Raw genomic sequence first — 15,717 nt, forward strand, 5'->3', positions numbered from 1 at the left:
GCCAGCGTTCAATCTGAGCCATGATCAAACTCTTCAATTTAAAAGTCTGATGCTCAAAGAAAAACGTCGTAATGAATTACGTGTTCACTCTGAGACTTGATACTGCAATAGTTTTTGCGATATCCCGTCCGTGAGTGCCCACACAGATTGTCTGATAAATTGTTAAAGAGCGGCGCCACATTCTTCAGTGGCGCGGGCTGCGTATACTACGCTTTCCCGCTGAAGAGTCAAGAGTTTATTTTCTTTTCCCTTCCTGACAAGGCCGACTAAGAAGTCGTTGTTCCGTGTCAGTGGAGGCGCATTATAGGGAGTTCTTTTTGCCTGACAAGTACTAATTTCAAAAATAAATTCAGATGTTGTTTTTTTCATCAAAGTGCGAGTTTTTCAAGCTTTTCGAAGCCATAACGCTGTAAAACGGGTGTTAATTGTACTGTTTCCGGCTTCATTTCCATGCAAAAAGCCAGATTGGCATCTGAAGAGCAGGCGTTTGGCGCTTCATGCTCAAGCAGCCATACGGTACGCCGTGCAATAGCCGCCCCTGAATCAATCAGTCGAGTGCCTTCAGGTAATACCGCCTGAAGCTCTTCCGCTAACAAAGGAAAGTGGGTACATCCCAGCACAACGGTATCGGGCGGTTCAGACATACGCAGCCAGGGCTGTAAAATCCGACGAATAGTTTCAAGAGGGATGGTTCGCCCGTGGAGTTTCATCTCTGCCAGTTCCACCAGCTCCGCTGAACCCAGCATCTCGGTTTTACACTCGCTGGCAAACTGCGCAACCAGCTCGCGCGTATAAGAACGGCGTACTGTTGCACGCGTAGCCAACAGCCCAACAATACCGTTTCGGGTTAGCCGGGCGGCAGGCTTGATGGCAGGTACGACGCCGACAACCGGAAAGGCGAAATGCGCACGTAATGCAGGCAGTGAAACGGTGCTGGCAGTATTGCAGGCCACAATCACCATAGATAATGGATAGCGTCGCGTTACTGCTTCCACGATAGCCACTACGCGATCGACGATAAACTCTTCCGATTTCTCACCATACGGAAAAGCGACATTATCAAAAGCGTAAAGGTAATGCAGATCCGGCAGCAGTTGCCGGACCTCATCATAGACAGAAAGCCCACCGACGCCGGAATCAAACACCAGCACGGTAGGCCGCAGATTAGAAGCTGTAGATTCCGCTGAGGTAGTACTCTCGTCCTGCAGTTGGATAGCCATACACTGTCTCATAATCTTTATCGAACAGGTTGGCAATTCTACCACGAACCGTCAGGCGAGAGGTGAGCGGATAAGAGACGGCAACATCCCAAAGGCTGACACCGCCCATTTTTATCCGACGAGAGGGATGGCTATTAAAGTCCTGATCGTAGCGTTGGCCTAAATAGTGCCAGGTTAAAGACCAGTCAAACTGATGCAGCGTCAAGTCCAGCTGGTATTTGACCTGCTGTTTGGCGCGGCGTAGCAGTATCTGATCGGTTTCGCTGTTGCGCGGATCAACATAATCATACGATACCTGATGACTGAATAGCCCGGTATCAAATTGCGCGGTCGCTTCGACGCCTTTAATACGCGCTTTGCCAATATTGTAGTAACGAGAAGTCGCAGGATCGCTGCTAATCAAATTATCAACATCGTTGCGCCAGGCGGACAGACGCCAGTTTACCGGCCCGGTTAATCCTTCTACGCCCCCTTCCCACTGCTTACTTTCTTCTGGATTAAGCTCACGATTGCCATAATTAGGGCTGTAAACCTGCGACAGACCCGGGGCTTTAAACGCTGTACCGTAAGAAGCGAAAAGGCGATATCCTTCCACGAACTCCCAGCCGGCGGCAGTTTGCCAGGTGCTATGCCAGCCAAACTGGTTGTTATCATCGCCGCGCAACGCGCCTTCCAGCGTCACGCTTCCCATCTGCTGCTGGCCGGTAATATAGATACCGGTGTTGCGCTGTTCGTATCCCTCATTTAAATAGTTAGTGCCGGGTTCGGTAGTCTCTTTTTGCCAGTCGATGCCCGTGCTTATTGCACCATTACCTACCTGGAAAGTATTGCCCCACTGCAGGTTATATTGTTCAAGATCATCCAGCGTGTCGTGAGCGCTATAACGGCCAATACGCCGGTCATAATAATAATCTTTGCTATGACTGTAGCTTGCGATCAGTTGAGTAGAATAGATGCCGTCGTGAAAACGCAGGCCACCATCCCAGGTTCGACTATAGAGCTGACGCGTATCCAGCAATACGCCGGGAACAAACTGAAAGTTGTTGTCGTAGGTATATGAGGCATCAATATCAGTACGGTTATCGAAACCATAACCGCGTACAAAACCACTAAACCGCTCGTCAAACTGATGTTCTAACGAGCCATAAAGCGTTTTACTCATAAAACCATCGCGGTCTGGCTGCGCCGGACCACTGGCGCTTGGGAATCCCGCTTTAACATCATATCCTTTGGTATAAGTGTAATCGCCCGCCAGGGTTAATTTAGTGGCCTCGCCCAGCATCTGTTGCGTTGTGCCATCATAGGATTGGTAACCGTTAGATCCCATGCCAGCGGTTAAGGTCGTACCCGGCTGCGCGCGTCCGGTAATGATATTGAGAACGCCGCCGATAGCATCAGAACCATATACAGCAGACCGCGCACCACGGATATATTCTATCCTTTGCACCAGCGAAAGCGGAATTTGACTTAAATCGGATGAGCCGCTGATACCTGCCTGATTCAGCCGCACGCCGTCAATCAGAATCAGTACATGCCTGGACTCGGAGCCACGAATAAACAGCGAGCTGAGTTGTCCCATGCCGCCGCTTACCGCAGTATCGACGCCGGGCAAACGCCGCATAACATCGACCAGGCTTTTCGCCTGCCAGCGATCGATATCTTCGCGAGTGACAACGGTCGTTGGAGCCAGCACGGAAGAGACAGGCTGAGCGTAACGATTTGCCGTCACTGTCATAGCCTCATCACTGTTTGCGGCAATGCCGGATTGCGCCCAGAGGGAAACCGCCGCGACAGCCAGTGCCAACGGCGTTTTTTTCATTATAATCATCGGTTTCAAGCATCCAAAAAACACAGCAGGATGCCGCATGCATACGGCCAATAGTACGCGATAGCCGTAAAGTGCGACGTGTTGCCGGCAGGTCTTCGGGCTTGGAATCGATTAAATGGCGAAGACTTCCCATCAAAAGACAGTGTCTGCGTTAGCAATCGCCACGACATTCCTTACCGCTGCGCGTCAGCTCCAGAATTTCACTGGATTCCCTATTAACTCAGCAGGAGGCCGGCTCGCGCAGTCTACAATTGAGGCTTATGGAAGTCCAGACTTCTGGCCCGCCATAACAGAGACGATCACAGCACTGGACATCACCTGGCGAATCCCTACAATCGCCCGGCAAGTTTGCCATTCAATCAGGAAAAGCCATGACGCCCGAAAAACTGCCTGTCGACCAGTATGAAACCCAGCTCGCGGAGAAAACGACGCGCCTGCAAAACATGATGGCACCGTTTTCTGCGCCTGCCGTTGAGGTCTACCGCTCGCCGGTCAGCCACTATCGTATGCGCGCCGAATTTCGTATCTGGCACGAGGGCGACGACCTTTACCACATCATGTTTGATCAGCAGACGCGCGATCGTATTCGTGTCGATCAATTCCCGGCCGCAAGTGAACTGATTAATCAACTTATGCCGTTGATGATCGCCGCGATCCGCCGTAACGATGCGCTACGCCGTAAGCTTTTCCAGATCGATTACCTTTCGACCATGAGCGGTCAGGTGGTGGTATCACTGCTTTACCACCGCAAGCTGGATGATATTTGGCAGCAGGCGGCAGAAGCGCTGCGCGATGATCTGCGGGCCCAGGGCTTTGACTTACAGCTTATTGGCCGGGCGACAAAAACCAAAATCTCTCTTGACCGCGATTATGTCGATGAGCGCTTGCCGGTAGCCGGCCGCGAAATGATTTACCGTCAGATTGAGAACAGTTTTACTCAGCCTAACGCAGCAATGAATATTCAAATGCTGGAATGGGCGCTGGATGTGACAAAAGGCGCTACCGGCGATCTGCTGGAACTCTATTGCGGCAACGGCAACTTTTCTCTGGCGCTGGCCCGTAATTTCCGTCGCGTACTGGCAACGGAAATCGCCAAACCTTCCGTAGCGGCCGCTCAATATAATATCGCGGCGAACCAGATCGATAATGTGCAGATTATTCGCATGTCGGCAGAGGAATTTACTCAGGCGATGAATGGCGTTCGCACCTTTAACCGTCTGCAGGGCATTGACCTTCAGGCGTATCAGTGCGAAACCATTTTTGTGGATCCGCCGCGCAGCGGCCTGGATGAGGAGACGGTAAAACTGGTGCAGGGCTATCCACAGATTCTCTATATTTCCTGCAACCCGCAAACACTGTGCGCCAACCTGGAAACGCTATCGCAGACGCACGATATTACGCGTCTGGCGCTGTTCGATCAGTTCCCCTATACCCATCATATGGAATGCGGCGTACTGCTCACGCAACGTTAAAAATGCAGCGGGACAGTAACGCCCACATAATCAGGATCAGGATGCTGCGAACGTTCGGTACAACGGCTGCGCTCGGCTTTGCTGTCCGCTTTCTTGCTGGCGGAAAGGCAGTCGTTGTATCTCTGTGACGGGCTGCGTTCATCGCCATGGATGCGTCCCTGGGATGAAGCCGGGTAAATAGCCTCGCCCGGTGTCCAGCTGCTGCCCTGATAATCGCTGCAGCTGACGCAAAGTACCAGCATTAGGGCGGCTGAAAAGCCATGTTTATTCATGCACTACCTCCTTGTAAACTTTATGGATTTGGCGCAGTCGCCCTGACTGCGCCAGGCATCTTAACGTCGGCGGCGCAGCCTGGTGCCAATCCAGAAAATCAGCGCCACCATTAATACGACGGGCAGAAAATTAGAGCCGATTTCCGGGTAGTCGGCACGTACAGTCGCGCTATACAGCAGAATACCCAGCAGGAAAAAGGCCGCGGCAAGCGAAGGCATCCCTTCCGGCATGGCGCGATTAAGATAGCGTTGATGCAGGCACCAGGCTGCAAGACCCAGCGCGATAAGCGGAAAAATCGAAAACGGCACGAAAGAATTAAAAAGCACTGAAAAAGAGCCATTGATCGTCAGGCCAGTAATAAACGCCAACAGCAAGGTTCCTTTATCGCGTGGATTTTTATCTGTCATGTCCTCTCCTTTTTATATTTAGTTATGGTTATCAAGCGTAACGGCCATGCGCTCTTGTTCCCGACGATACCAGTAGTAGGCGCCTTTAGAAATCATGCGCAATTGTAAAACCAGCCGCTCTTCCAGCTTGCGTCGTTGTTCAACATCAACATCCAGCGCCTCGGCGCCCGCGTTAAAAACGATAATGACCATCGCTTCCGCCTGCGCTTCGGTAAAGCTACGCGGCATACGATTTTCTAATTCAAGGTAATCCGCCAGTTCGGCAATAAAGTGCTGAATTTCACGTGCAACGGCGGCACGAAAGGCGGCAGAAGTGCCGGAGCGTTCCCGCAGCAGCAGACGAAACGCATTGGGATTACTGTCGATAAATTCCATAAAGGTGGCGACGGAGGTTTTGATCACGCTGCCGCCTTTGGCAATACGCTGGCGCGCCTGACGCATTAACTGTCTTAACATCAGTCCGCTTTCATCAACCATGGTCAATCCCAGCTCATCGACATCGCGAAAATGGCGGTAAAAGGAGGTTGGGGCAATTCCGGCTTCACGAGCAACTTCCCGCAGACTCAGGCTGGCAAAACTACGCTCGGCACTTAATTGACTGAATGCCGCTTCAATTAGCGAACGTCGTGTACGTTCTTTTTGCTGTGCTCTAACGCCCATTTTTCTGCCTGTTAGCCTGCCGGAAGCCCACTATAACAAATTACTCAGCATACAGTCCGTCAAAGTTTGTGACCGACTGTTAACCTCTTTATTTAGCTAATTGAGGCTAAAATCATTCAGGGAATTGGGATGTACGCGCCGGGATGTTAGAATCTCGTTGCTAAAATGTATATAAAATAAAGGAAGTGCCGGTATGCAACATGCTTACGATTACGATGTTATTGTGATTGGCTCCGGTCCGGGCGGTGAAGGCGCCGCAATGGGCCTGGTGAAACAAGGGGCCCATATCGCGGTAATTGAGCGCTATCACAATATAGGCGGCGGCTGCACACATTGGGGGACGATACCGTCTAAAGCATTACGACATGCAGTAAGCCGTACCATCGAGTTTAACCAAAACCCTTTATACAGCGATCACTCCCGTCATCTTCGCTCTTCATTCGCCGATATTCTGAATCATACAGAAAACGTCATTAGCCAGCAGACCCGTATGCGTCAGGGCTTCTATGAGCGTAACCGCTGTGAGCTTCATCAGGGCGACGCCCGTTTCATTGACATGAATACCATTGCGTTAACCCGACCTGATGGTTCCGTTGAGCGGCTGACAGCAGAGAAGTTCGTCATTGCCTGCGGTTCACGCCCTTATCATCCGATTGACGTTGATTTTACCCACCCGCGCATTTATGACTCCGACTCCATCCTTAACCTTAATCATGAACCGGGCCATGTCATTATCTATGGCGCAGGTGTGATTGGCTGCGAATACGCTTCTATTTTCCGTGGCCTGAATGTGAAAGTGGATCTGATCAATACGCGCGACCGCCTGTTGGCTTTCCTGGATCAGGAGATGTCCGATGCGCTTTCTTACCATTTCTGGAACAGCGGCGTGGTTATTCGTCATAACGAAGAGTTCGAGAAGATCGAAGGCGTTAACGATGGCGTGGTAATTCACCTGAAGTCAGGTAAAAAAGTCAAAGCAGACTGCCTGCTCTATGCGAACGGACGCACGGGCAATACAGACTCTTTGTCGCTGGAAAACGTTGGGCTGGAAGCGGATGGACGTGGTCTGCTAAAAGTTAACAGCATGTACCAGACGGCACAGCCGCATATCTATGCGGTAGGCGATGTCATTGGCTATCCAAGCCTGGCTTCCGCCGCGTACGATCAGGGACGGATTGCCGCTCAGGCCGTGATAAAAGGTGAAGCGACGGCGCATCTGATTGAAGATATTCCGACTGGCATCTATACCATCCCGGAAATCAGCTCAGTAGGGAAAACCGAACAGCAGCTGACGGCGATGAAGGTGCCGTATGAAGTGGGCCGGGCACAGTTTAAGCACCTGGCGCGCGCGCAGATTGTCGGGATGAACGTTGGCAGCCTGAAAATCCTGTTCCACCGTGATACCAAAGAGATCCTGGGTATTCATTGCTTTGGCGAACGTGCGGCCGAGATTATTCATATTGGCCAGGCGATCATGGAGCAAAAAAATGGTGGCAACACGATTGAATACTTCGTGAATACCACCTTTAACTACCCTACGATGGCGGAAGCATACCGCGTTGCCGCGCTAAACGGCTTAAACCGCCTGTTTTAACGTGGTTTCCATATAGTTCTGCATTTGGCTACGGATAGCCTCGGCCAGTTGCTCATAGCGGCTGCGCAGAGGCGATCCCGGGCGGTAAACCAGAGCGATAGTACGCTGCGGCACCGGCTTATAGCAGGAAACGTAGGTTATGCCGTCGCGGGTGCGATCCTGAGGAACCGCCAGCGCAGGCAGCAGAGTAATGCCGCTTCCTGCCGCAACCATATTGCGCAGCGTTTCAAGACTGGTAGCACGGAAGTGCGTATCTTCATCAGCGCCCGCCTGGAAGCAGAAACCCATCGCCTGATCGCGCAAGCAGTGACCATCTTCGAGCATCAGCAGTTTCTCACCAGCAAGATCGGACATCGGCACACGATCGCGATCTTTCCACGGATGATCCTGCCAGATCGCCAGTTTCATTGGCTCATCAAACAGCGGCACTTCGATAAAGGCTTCGCTCTCTTTTACCAGCGCGATGATTGCGCAGTCGAGCTTCCCGCTATCCAGCTGGCTTAACAGCTGCTGCGTTTGCGCTTCGTGCAAATACATTTCCAGCTTGGGAAAACTTTGATGCAGCTGAGGAATAATATGCGGCAGCAGATAAGGCCCCACCGTTGGGATTAAGCCAATATGCAGCGGACCGGACATCGCTTCGCCCTGCTGGCTGGCCATCTCTTTCAGCACTTTGACTTCACGCAAAACGGTGCGCGCCTGATCCACCAGCAGCAGACCCGCCTGGGTAAACAGCACCTTACGACTGGTGCGCTCCAGCAGCATGACACCAAGCTCATCTTCCAGCTTACGGATCTGACCGCTTAAGGTAGGCTGACTAACGTGGCAGGCGTCGGCAGCGCGACGAAAGTGGCGGTGTTCAGCCAAAGAGACAAGGTATTCAAGATCACGAATATTCATTTTATCCTCCGAGCCACGATAGCCCGTGGCAATGAATAGAATAGCAATGAACGATTAGCCCTATCAAGGGTAGATGGGAATAATGCACACCAGAAGCTAAACACATCAAGCGCAACGCTAATTAAGAGGTATTGATTCTTATGTTTGCAAGTCAGGAAGGTAAACGCGTCCCACAGGTAACTTTTCATACGCGTCAGGGCGATAGCTGGGTCGATGTTACAACTGACGAGCTGTTTAAGGGCAAAACCGTAATCGTATTTTCACTGCCGGGCGCGTTTACGCCAACCTGCTCTTCCAGCCATTTACCGCGTTACAATGAACTGGCAGGCGTCTTCGCTCAGCATGGCGTTGACAGCATTTTGTGCGTTTCAGTTAATGACACCTTTGTGATGAACGCCTGGAAAGCCGATCAGCATGCCGAAAACATTACCTTTATTCCGGACGGCAACGGCGAATTTACGCGTGGCATGGAGATGCTGGTTGAGAAAGCTGACTTAGGTTTCGGTCCGCGCTCATGGCGTTACTCAATGCTGGTTCGTGACGGCGTAGTGGCTAAAATGTTTGTGGAGCCGAATAAACCGGGTGACCCGTTTGAAGTTTCCGACGCTGATACCATGCTGCGTTACCTGGCGCCAGAATTCAAAGTGCAGGAGTCTGTCTCGTTGTTTACCAAACCCGGCTGCCCGTTCTGTACCAAAGCGAAGCAGATGCTGCTCGATCGTGGCATTCAATATGAAGAAATCGTTCTTGGACAAGATGCTACCACCGTTAGCCTGCGTGCGATGACCGGTCGTGCAACGGTACCACAGGTCTTTATCGGTGGACGTCATATCGGCGGCAGCGATGACCTGGAGAAATTTTTCCACTTTGCCTGAGACTGAGAATCCGGAAACCGGCTCCGTTACCCTGGTCGGTTTTCAGATGTGCCCATAACAAAAAAGTATCTGAAGTCAGAGGTTGGCGGGCTAGTATGCCCGCCTTTTTTTGATACATCAGTAACCGGACGAATATTTCATTTAAAGTAGATTAATATTTTCAGACTACCCGATTTGCCTTCCATCAGATTATCAATAATGTCTTCCGCCACGATCAGGCCTGGCTGATAGCCAACGAAAGGTCCTGCAACCGCTCCCGCCATAGCGCCTAATACCGTATGACTTATCCGGCATATAAATTTAGCCGCATGACACAATATGCTGGCGAAGGATGTTTATGCGGAGGGTTAAAAAAGGAAATGAAGGAGTGATATAGCGAGGCACGGAAGAGGAGTGGTCAACATTGGTTGTTAAATCAACAGCGCGCTTTTACATTTTATCAGCCACAAAACAGGCGTTGTTTTGTGGCTGAATCTTTTATCAAAACACATTATTCCGATCAGTTTATTGTTCGGTTACCGGTAAATTACCGATCGCTGAGTCTTGCCTTTGCCTCAGCTATCGCGTTGGCAACCTGTTGTGGTGCCACGCCACCTTTGGCATTACGCTTATCCAGGCAGGACTGAAGCGAAAGAATTGGGTAAACATCCTGTTCGATTTGCGGACTAAACTGCTGAAGCTGTGCCAGCGTTAACGCTTCCAGCGCCACGCCCTGGCCGATTGCCACCACCACCGCTTCACCCACAATATGATGCGCTTCGCGGAACGGGATGCCTTTCGCCACCAGATAGTCCGCCAGTTCGGTCGCATTAGCATAGCCCTGCTCTGCCGCTTCCTGGCAGCGTGGACGTTTTACCTGAATGCCATCCAGCACCAGCACCGACATATGCAGACAATCAAGCCAGGTATCAAGCGCGTCAAACAGCCCTTCTTTGTCTTCCTGCATATCTTTGTTGTAGGCCAGCGGCAACCCTTTCAGCGTCATCATCATGCCGGTCAGCGCACCCTGCACCCGACCACACTTGCCCCGGATCAGCTCCAGCGCATCAGGATTTTTCTTTTGCGGCATCAGTGAAGAGCCGGATGTCACGCGATCGGATAACTCAACAAAGTTGGCTTCACCGGTATTAAAAAAGATCAGATCTTCGGCAAAGCGCGACAGATGCACCATGCCGATCGCCGCATCGGAAAGCAGTTCCAGCGCATGATCACGATCGGAAACGCTGTCCAGGCTATTACGTGTGGCACAGGCAAAGCCCAGCCATTCGGCCAACTGCTCGCGATCGATTTCATATGCGGTTCCAGCCAACGCACCGCTACCCAGCGGGCTGACATCCAGGCGTTTCAGCGTATCCTGCAGGCGGCTCTCATCACGCGCCAGCATTTCAACATAGGCCAGACACCAGTGCGCGAAAGTCACCGGCTGCGCGCGCTGCAGGTGGGTATAGCCTGGCATAACTGCATCCTGATTGGCTTCTGCGGTATCCACTAATGCCCGTTGCAGTTCGCGCACCGCGCTCAGCAGCAGCAAAACCTGCTCTTTGCACCAGAGCTTTAAATCGGTCGCAACCTGATCGTTACGGCTACGCCCGGTATGCAGCTTTTTGCCCAACGCGCCCACTTTTTCAATCAGACGGCCTTCAACCCAGCTATGGATATCCTCAGCGTCGCTTTGCAGAATCTGCTGTGGATTAGCACGAACTTCTTCCAGCAGCGTATTCAGCGCAACTTCCAGTTGCTGCTGCTCATCCTGAGTTAATACGCTAACGGTCACCAAGGCTTTTGACCAGGCGACAGAACCGATAATATCCTGTTCTGCCAGTCGATAATCAAAGCGCAACGAATCATTGAACTGCTTAAACCGTCCATCCGCCGCCTGTGTAAACCGTCCACCCCATAGTGCCATCTTGAATGCTCCTGAAATCTGTTGCGCGCAAGGCTCAGCCTGGCTTGTTATCAGGGCGGCTTCAACGCCTGCCGCCCGTTGCCGTCCCGGTTATTTCTTCTCGTTCAGCGCCCGAATGCGTGAAGAGAGAGAGAACAGACGGATAAAGCCGCCCGCATGGCTGTGATCGTAAACTTCATCTTCGCCAAAGGTTGCGAACTCTTCAGAATAGAGGCTGTTTGCCGATTTTTTCTGAATCGCCGTTACCTGACCTTTATAGAGCTGCAACACAACTTCGCCGTTGACTTCGGTAGCCAGTGACTCAGCGGCAGCCTGTAAGGATTTACGCAGCGGAGCGAACCAGCGCCCGTCATAAACCACATATGACATCTCCAGGCCCAACTGCTCGCGCCATTTAAAGCTATCGCGATCCAGTACCAGCTGCTCTACGGCACGCAGCGCATTGACCATAATGGTGCCGCCAGGCGTTTCATAGCAGCCGCGGGATTTGATGCCTACCAGACGGTTTTCCACGATATCGATACGTCCCACGCCGTGCTTCGCGCCCAGCGCGTTGAGTTTATCAAGGCACTGGAACGGGCTCAGCTGCTCGCCGTTAACTGCCACAACGCGGCCTTTTTCTACCGTTACCGTTACCTGCTCTGGCTGATCCGGCGCTTCCTGAGGATCCACTGTCCAGACCCAGCAATCTTTATTCGGCGCGTTCCACGGGCTTTCCAGCACGCCGCCTTCGGTAGAAATATGCCAGGCGTTTTCATCACGGCTGTAGATTTTTTCCAGCGAGGCGGTGGTCGGGATATTGCGCTCTTTCAGGTAATCCAGCAGCGCTTCACGCGAGCGCAGGTTCCACTCACGCCACGGTGCCACCACTTTCAGCTGCGGAGCCAGCGCGGTGTAGGTGGTTTCAAAACGCACCTGATCGTTACCTTTACCGGTTGCGCCGTGACATAAAGCATCAGCACCCACTTTTAACGCCAGCTCAACCTGCGCTTTGGCAATGATCGGACGCGCCATAGAGGTGCCCAGCAGATAGCTGCCTTCATACAGCGCGCCGGTTTGCAGCACCGGGTAAACGTAATCACGGATAAACTCTTCACGCAGATCGGCAATATGGCATTCTGACGCACCTGACTGCAGCGCTTTCTTCTCTACGCCGACTAAATCTTCGCGATCCTGACCAATGTCCGCGACAAAAGCGACCACTTCACAGCCGTAATTCTCTTTCAGCCACGGAATAATGGCAGAGGTATCCAGGCCACCGGAGTAAGCTAAAACGATTTTCTTGATGCCTTGATTTTGCATGTCTTAGTCCTTGAATATTTTTACTTTATGCGTGGATCCGGGTGCCGATAGACACACCGTTAAACAGAGAGGGCAATTGCTCAGCATGACGCCAGCTGGCGATATCGACCGGACGCCCCAGCGTACGTGCCGCATCCAGAGCCGCATGGACTTTCACAATCATACCGTCGGTAATAATGCCCTGAGCGATCAGCTGCTCCGCTTGCATCGCCGTCATTTCAGGAATGCGCTGACCTTTGCCATCCAGAATACCGCTGACATCTGAAAGCAAAACCAGATCCGCGCCAAGTGTCGCCGCTAACGCTGTTGCCGCCTGATCGGCGTTAACGTTCATCAACTGACCCTCTTCCGTGATGCCGATTGAGCTGATAACCGGCATATACCCTGCCTGCAACAGCGTGTTCAGCAACGCCGGCGAGCCTGGCAAAGCGTTACCGACATGGCCCAGCTCATCATCGAATTGAGCTACATTCGCCATGCCGCCATCGCCCAGGCAAAGTCCAACCGCCTGAATATGATGTTTCTTTGCCCAGGCCAGTAGGGTTTTATTAGCGGTTCCCGCCAGCGCGCCGGTGATAATGTCGATCTGATCGGCGGGCGTAACGCGCAGGCCATTTTTCTTTTGCACCGGCAGCGCCAGCTTTTTCATCAGTTCATCAACCAGACATCCGCCGCCGTGAACGATCAGCAGAGGACGCTGATGTGCCTCCCGATAAGTCACCAGCGCCGTAAACAGACGCGCCAGCGCTTCTTCGCTATCCAGCAGCACGCCGCCCAGTTTGATAATTAATGGAGTGGTCATAGTATTTATCCGCTTAAATAAGTGACTGGGTTTCCGGGAAACCGAAACGAATATTGAGACACTGCACCGCCTGCGAGGCTGCGCCCTTCAGCAGGTTATCTTCCGCCGCCACCACAATCAGATGCTCATCCTGTACGGCAAAGCCGATATCACAGAACGGCAGGCCCACCACGGATTTCAATGCCGGCACGCCCTGCTCATAGATACGCACCAGCGGTTTATCCTGATAGGCGTTATGGAAAGCTTCGGCAATATCCTCGCGACTGACGCCCGGCTTCAGGCGACAGGTAATAGTGGCAAGAATGCCGCGAGGGAAATTGCCGAGATGCGGCGTAAAAATAACCGGCACGCCAAGGTGCGCGACGATTTCAGGATGATGCCGATGATTAAAGATGCCGTAAGGTTGCAGACTGACCTCACAAAAGCTGTTATTGAGGCTGGCTTTACGTCCAGCGCCGCTTACGCCGCTGGTGGCATTAATTACCGGCCACTGCGCATTATTCAGCAATCCTGCTTCAATTAATGGCTTAAGCGCCAGCTGCGACGCAGTGGGATAGCAGCCAGGCACGGCAATCAGCTGCGCTTCTTTAATCGCGTCATGCTGCCATTCAGCCAGGCCATAGACCGCTTTCTCCAGCCACGCTGCGTGCTGATGAGTAAAGCCGTAATAGCGTGTATAAAAGTCACCATCGTTTACGCGGAAGGCACCGGAGAGGTCAAACACCACACAGCCTGCCGCCAGAAATTGCGGAGCCAGATCGTGACTAACTTCATGGGCGGTGGCGAGGAACACCACATCCACCTTGTCGGCCCACACTGACACATCGCTCAACGGCTCCAGCGGCAGATCAAGGATCCCTTTTAGCTGCGGGTGCAGGTCAGAAAGACGCTTTCCGGCATCCGGGCTTTGCGCTGAAACCGCTAAAGCGGTTATGTTCATATGGGGATGGCGATTCAGGAAGGTCGCCAGCTCAACACCAGCATAGCCACTGGCACCTACAATCAGCGTATTCAACATCAGGCTGTATACCTTTTACAGTCATTCAGATCCGGTGTGCAGCCGTGTCGCCGCGCGCCCATGAAGTTTAACGTCAGTCAGCGGGTAAATTCATTTCCCATCCCGCGAACGTTATTGTATTTTTATTCACTATTAATGCATGAATATTGATACATCCTAACTCAAGGACCGTCAACAGTGAAGACAAAATTACCGCCTTTTATCGAACTTTACCGCCAGCTGATAGCCACACCGTCGATCAGCGCTACCGATAGCGCGCTTGATCAGAGTAATGAAAGTTTAATCACTCTGCTGGCCGGCTGGTTTCGTGATTTAGGCTTCAGCGTAGAAGTCCAGCCGGTGCCGGGCACGCGGCATAAATTCAATATGCTGGCCAGAAGCGGTGAAGGCACAGGCGGCCTGTTACTGGCTGGCCATACCGATACGGTTCCCTTCGATGATGGGCGCTGGACGCGCGATCCTTTTACGCTGACAGAGCATGACAACAAGCTGTACGGCCTCGGCACGGCAGATATGAAAGGTTTCTTCGCCTTTATTCTTGATACGCTTCGTGACGCCGATATCAGCACGTTTCAGAAGCCGCTCTATATTCTCGCTACGGCGGATGAAGAAACCACAATGGCCGGTGCTAAATACTTTTCTGAATCCACCAGGCTACGCCCCGATTGCGCGATTATCGGCGAACCGACCTCGTTGAAACCGGTGCGGGCGCACAAAGGCCACCTATCCAATGTGATTCGCATAGAGGGGCAATCGGGCCATTCCAGCGATCCTGCTCGCGGCGTTAACGCGATTGAGCTGATGCATGAGTCAATCGGTCATCTGATGCAATTGCGTAATACGCTCAAAGAGCGTTATCACCATGATGGCTTCGCCATTCCTTATCCCACGATGAATTTTGGTCATATTCACGGCGGCGATGCAGCGAACCGTATTTGTGCCTGCTGCGAATTACATATGGATATTCGTCCTCTGCCCGGACTGACGCTGACCGATCTTGACGAGCTGTTGAATGAGGCGCTGGCGCCGGTTAGCGTGCGCTGGCCGGGCCGTTTGACAGTGGCCGAACTTCATCCGCCGATTCCGGGCTACGAGTGCCCGCGTGAGCATCAGCTGGTTCAGGTAGTGGAAAAGCTGCTTGGTACGCCAACGGAAGTCGTGAACTACTGTACCGAAGCGCCTTTTATTCAGCAGTTGTGTCCTACGCTGGTGTTAGGACCGGGATCGATTAATCAGGCGCATCAGCCAGATGAATTTATTGATATGGCATTTATCAAGCCGACACGTGAGCTGATCGGTCAAATGGTTAACCATTTTTGTCACTGATTTGCATCATTTGGGGCAATTCACTGCTAAAACGGTAAATTGCTCCTGAAAAGTTTCAACTTTGCCGATAAGAATAACTTATCCCACTCCGTCAGCGTTAAATTTCTTAAATTACCAGCATTTACCTGCATTAC

Annotated in this window: 15 protein-coding genes and 1 riboswitch; of the genes, 4 read left to right on the forward strand and 11 right to left on the reverse strand. The window is 52.2% G+C overall.

The genetic code is table 11. The annotated features are described in order from the left end of the window. Positions 1-368: 368 nt before the first annotated feature. Both murI and btuB read right to left on the reverse strand, forming a co-directional pair. Positions 369-1,220, reverse strand: a complete 852-nt coding sequence (gene murI, locus ACQE3Y_RS17740; RefSeq protein WP_426982178.1) for a glutamate racemase — start codon at positions 1,218-1,220, stop codon at positions 369-371. Then, positions 1,165-3,048 (reverse strand): TonB-dependent vitamin B12 receptor BtuB, encoded by a 1,884-nt coding sequence (btuB, locus tag ACQE3Y_RS17745; protein WP_426982179.1) that lies wholly within the window; start codon positions 3,046-3,048, stop codon positions 1,165-1,167. Before btuB ends, murI begins: the two co-directional genes overlap by 56 nt. Positions 3,049-3,117: 69 nt before the next feature. Then, positions 3,118-3,298, reverse strand: a riboswitch (cobalamin riboswitch). Positions 3,299-3,419: 121 nt separating this feature from the next. On the opposite strand from btuB, the gene trmA reads away from it, so the two are divergent. Beyond that, on the forward strand, positions 3,420-4,520 hold the full coding sequence (gene trmA, locus ACQE3Y_RS17750; protein WP_426982180.1) for a tRNA (uridine(54)-C5)-methyltransferase TrmA: 1,101 nt from the start codon (positions 3,420-3,422) through the stop codon (positions 4,518-4,520). On the opposite strand, the gene ACQE3Y_RS17755 is transcribed toward trmA, so the two are convergent. Genes ACQE3Y_RS17755 through fabR form a run of 3 tightly spaced genes read right to left on the reverse strand, consistent with a single transcriptional unit; the run spans position 4,517 to position 5,860 of the window. Continuing rightward, positions 4,517-4,792: a hypothetical protein gene (locus ACQE3Y_RS17755; RefSeq protein ID WP_426974964.1), complete on the reverse strand. Its 276-nt coding sequence runs from the start codon at positions 4,790-4,792 to the stop codon at positions 4,517-4,519. The genes trmA and ACQE3Y_RS17755 overlap by 4 nt on opposite strands. A gap of 60 nt (positions 4,793-4,852) precedes the next feature. Then, entirely contained in the window at positions 4,853-5,200 is a 348-nt protein-coding gene (locus ACQE3Y_RS17760) for a YijD family membrane protein (RefSeq protein WP_426974963.1), read from the reverse strand. A gap of 18 nt (positions 5,201-5,218) precedes the next feature. Further along, positions 5,219-5,860, reverse strand: coding sequence for an HTH-type transcriptional repressor FabR (fabR, locus tag ACQE3Y_RS17765; protein ID WP_250651161.1), 642 nt, complete (start codon positions 5,858-5,860; stop codon positions 5,219-5,221). Between the two features lie 193 nt (positions 5,861-6,053). Between fabR and sthA the strand changes: the two genes are divergently transcribed. Next, positions 6,054-7,454 carry a Si-specific NAD(P)(+) transhydrogenase gene (gene sthA / locus ACQE3Y_RS17770; protein WP_426974962.1) on the forward strand — a complete coding sequence of 467 codons (1,401 nt, stop codon included), beginning with the start codon at positions 6,054-6,056 and terminating at the stop codon, positions 7,452-7,454. On the opposite strand, the gene oxyR is transcribed toward sthA, so the two are convergent. Continuing rightward, a complete protein-coding gene (gene oxyR / locus ACQE3Y_RS17775) occupies positions 7,437-8,354 on the reverse strand; it encodes a DNA-binding transcriptional regulator OxyR (RefSeq protein WP_085069399.1) in 918 nt (305 codons plus the stop codon). The two genes, sthA and oxyR, sit on opposite strands and share 18 nt — an antisense overlap. A gap of 140 nt (positions 8,355-8,494) precedes the next feature. Here oxyR and ACQE3Y_RS17780 point away from each other — a divergent pair, with 140 nt between their 5' ends. Continuing rightward, on the forward strand, positions 8,495-9,229 hold the full coding sequence (locus ACQE3Y_RS17780) for a redoxin family protein (RefSeq protein WP_085069397.1): 735 nt from the start codon (positions 8,495-8,497) through the stop codon (positions 9,227-9,229). A gap of 137 nt (positions 9,230-9,366) precedes the next feature. Here ACQE3Y_RS17780 and ACQE3Y_RS17785 read toward each other — a convergent pair whose 3' ends face one another. From ACQE3Y_RS17785 to argC, 5 genes are all read right to left on the reverse strand, one after another. Beyond that, on the reverse strand, positions 9,367-9,492 hold the full coding sequence (locus ACQE3Y_RS17785; RefSeq protein ID WP_426974960.1) for a hypothetical protein: 126 nt from the start codon (positions 9,490-9,492) through the stop codon (positions 9,367-9,369). A 263-nt stretch (positions 9,493-9,755) separates the two neighbouring features. After that, positions 9,756-11,135 carry an argininosuccinate lyase gene (gene argH, locus ACQE3Y_RS17790; RefSeq protein ID WP_426982181.1) on the reverse strand — a complete coding sequence of 460 codons (1,380 nt, stop codon included), beginning with the start codon at positions 11,133-11,135 and terminating at the stop codon, positions 9,756-9,758. 90 nt (positions 11,136-11,225) lie between these two features. Beyond that, a complete protein-coding gene (locus ACQE3Y_RS17795) occupies positions 11,226-12,437 on the reverse strand; it encodes an argininosuccinate synthase (protein ID WP_275553213.1) in 1,212 nt (403 codons plus the stop codon). Positions 12,438-12,462: 25 nt separating this feature from the next. Then, complete coding sequence (gene argB, locus ACQE3Y_RS17800) at positions 12,463-13,239, reverse strand: acetylglutamate kinase (protein ID WP_250651167.1); 777 nt, start codon at positions 13,237-13,239, stop codon at positions 12,463-12,465. A 13-nt stretch (positions 13,240-13,252) separates the two neighbouring features. Next, a complete protein-coding gene (gene argC, locus ACQE3Y_RS17805) occupies positions 13,253-14,257 on the reverse strand; it encodes an N-acetyl-gamma-glutamyl-phosphate reductase (RefSeq protein ID WP_426974958.1) in 1,005 nt (334 codons plus the stop codon). 177 nt (positions 14,258-14,434) lie between these two features. Here argC and argE point away from each other — a divergent pair, with 177 nt between their 5' ends. Beyond that, a complete protein-coding gene (gene argE / locus ACQE3Y_RS17810; protein ID WP_426982182.1) occupies positions 14,435-15,583 on the forward strand; it encodes an acetylornithine deacetylase in 1,149 nt (382 codons plus the stop codon). Positions 15,584-15,717 lie beyond the last annotated feature (134 nt).

This window comes from Pantoea sp. FN0305 (genome assembly GCF_050113845.1).
Lineage (GTDB): Bacteria > Pseudomonadota > Gammaproteobacteria > Enterobacterales > Enterobacteriaceae > Mixta > Mixta alhagi.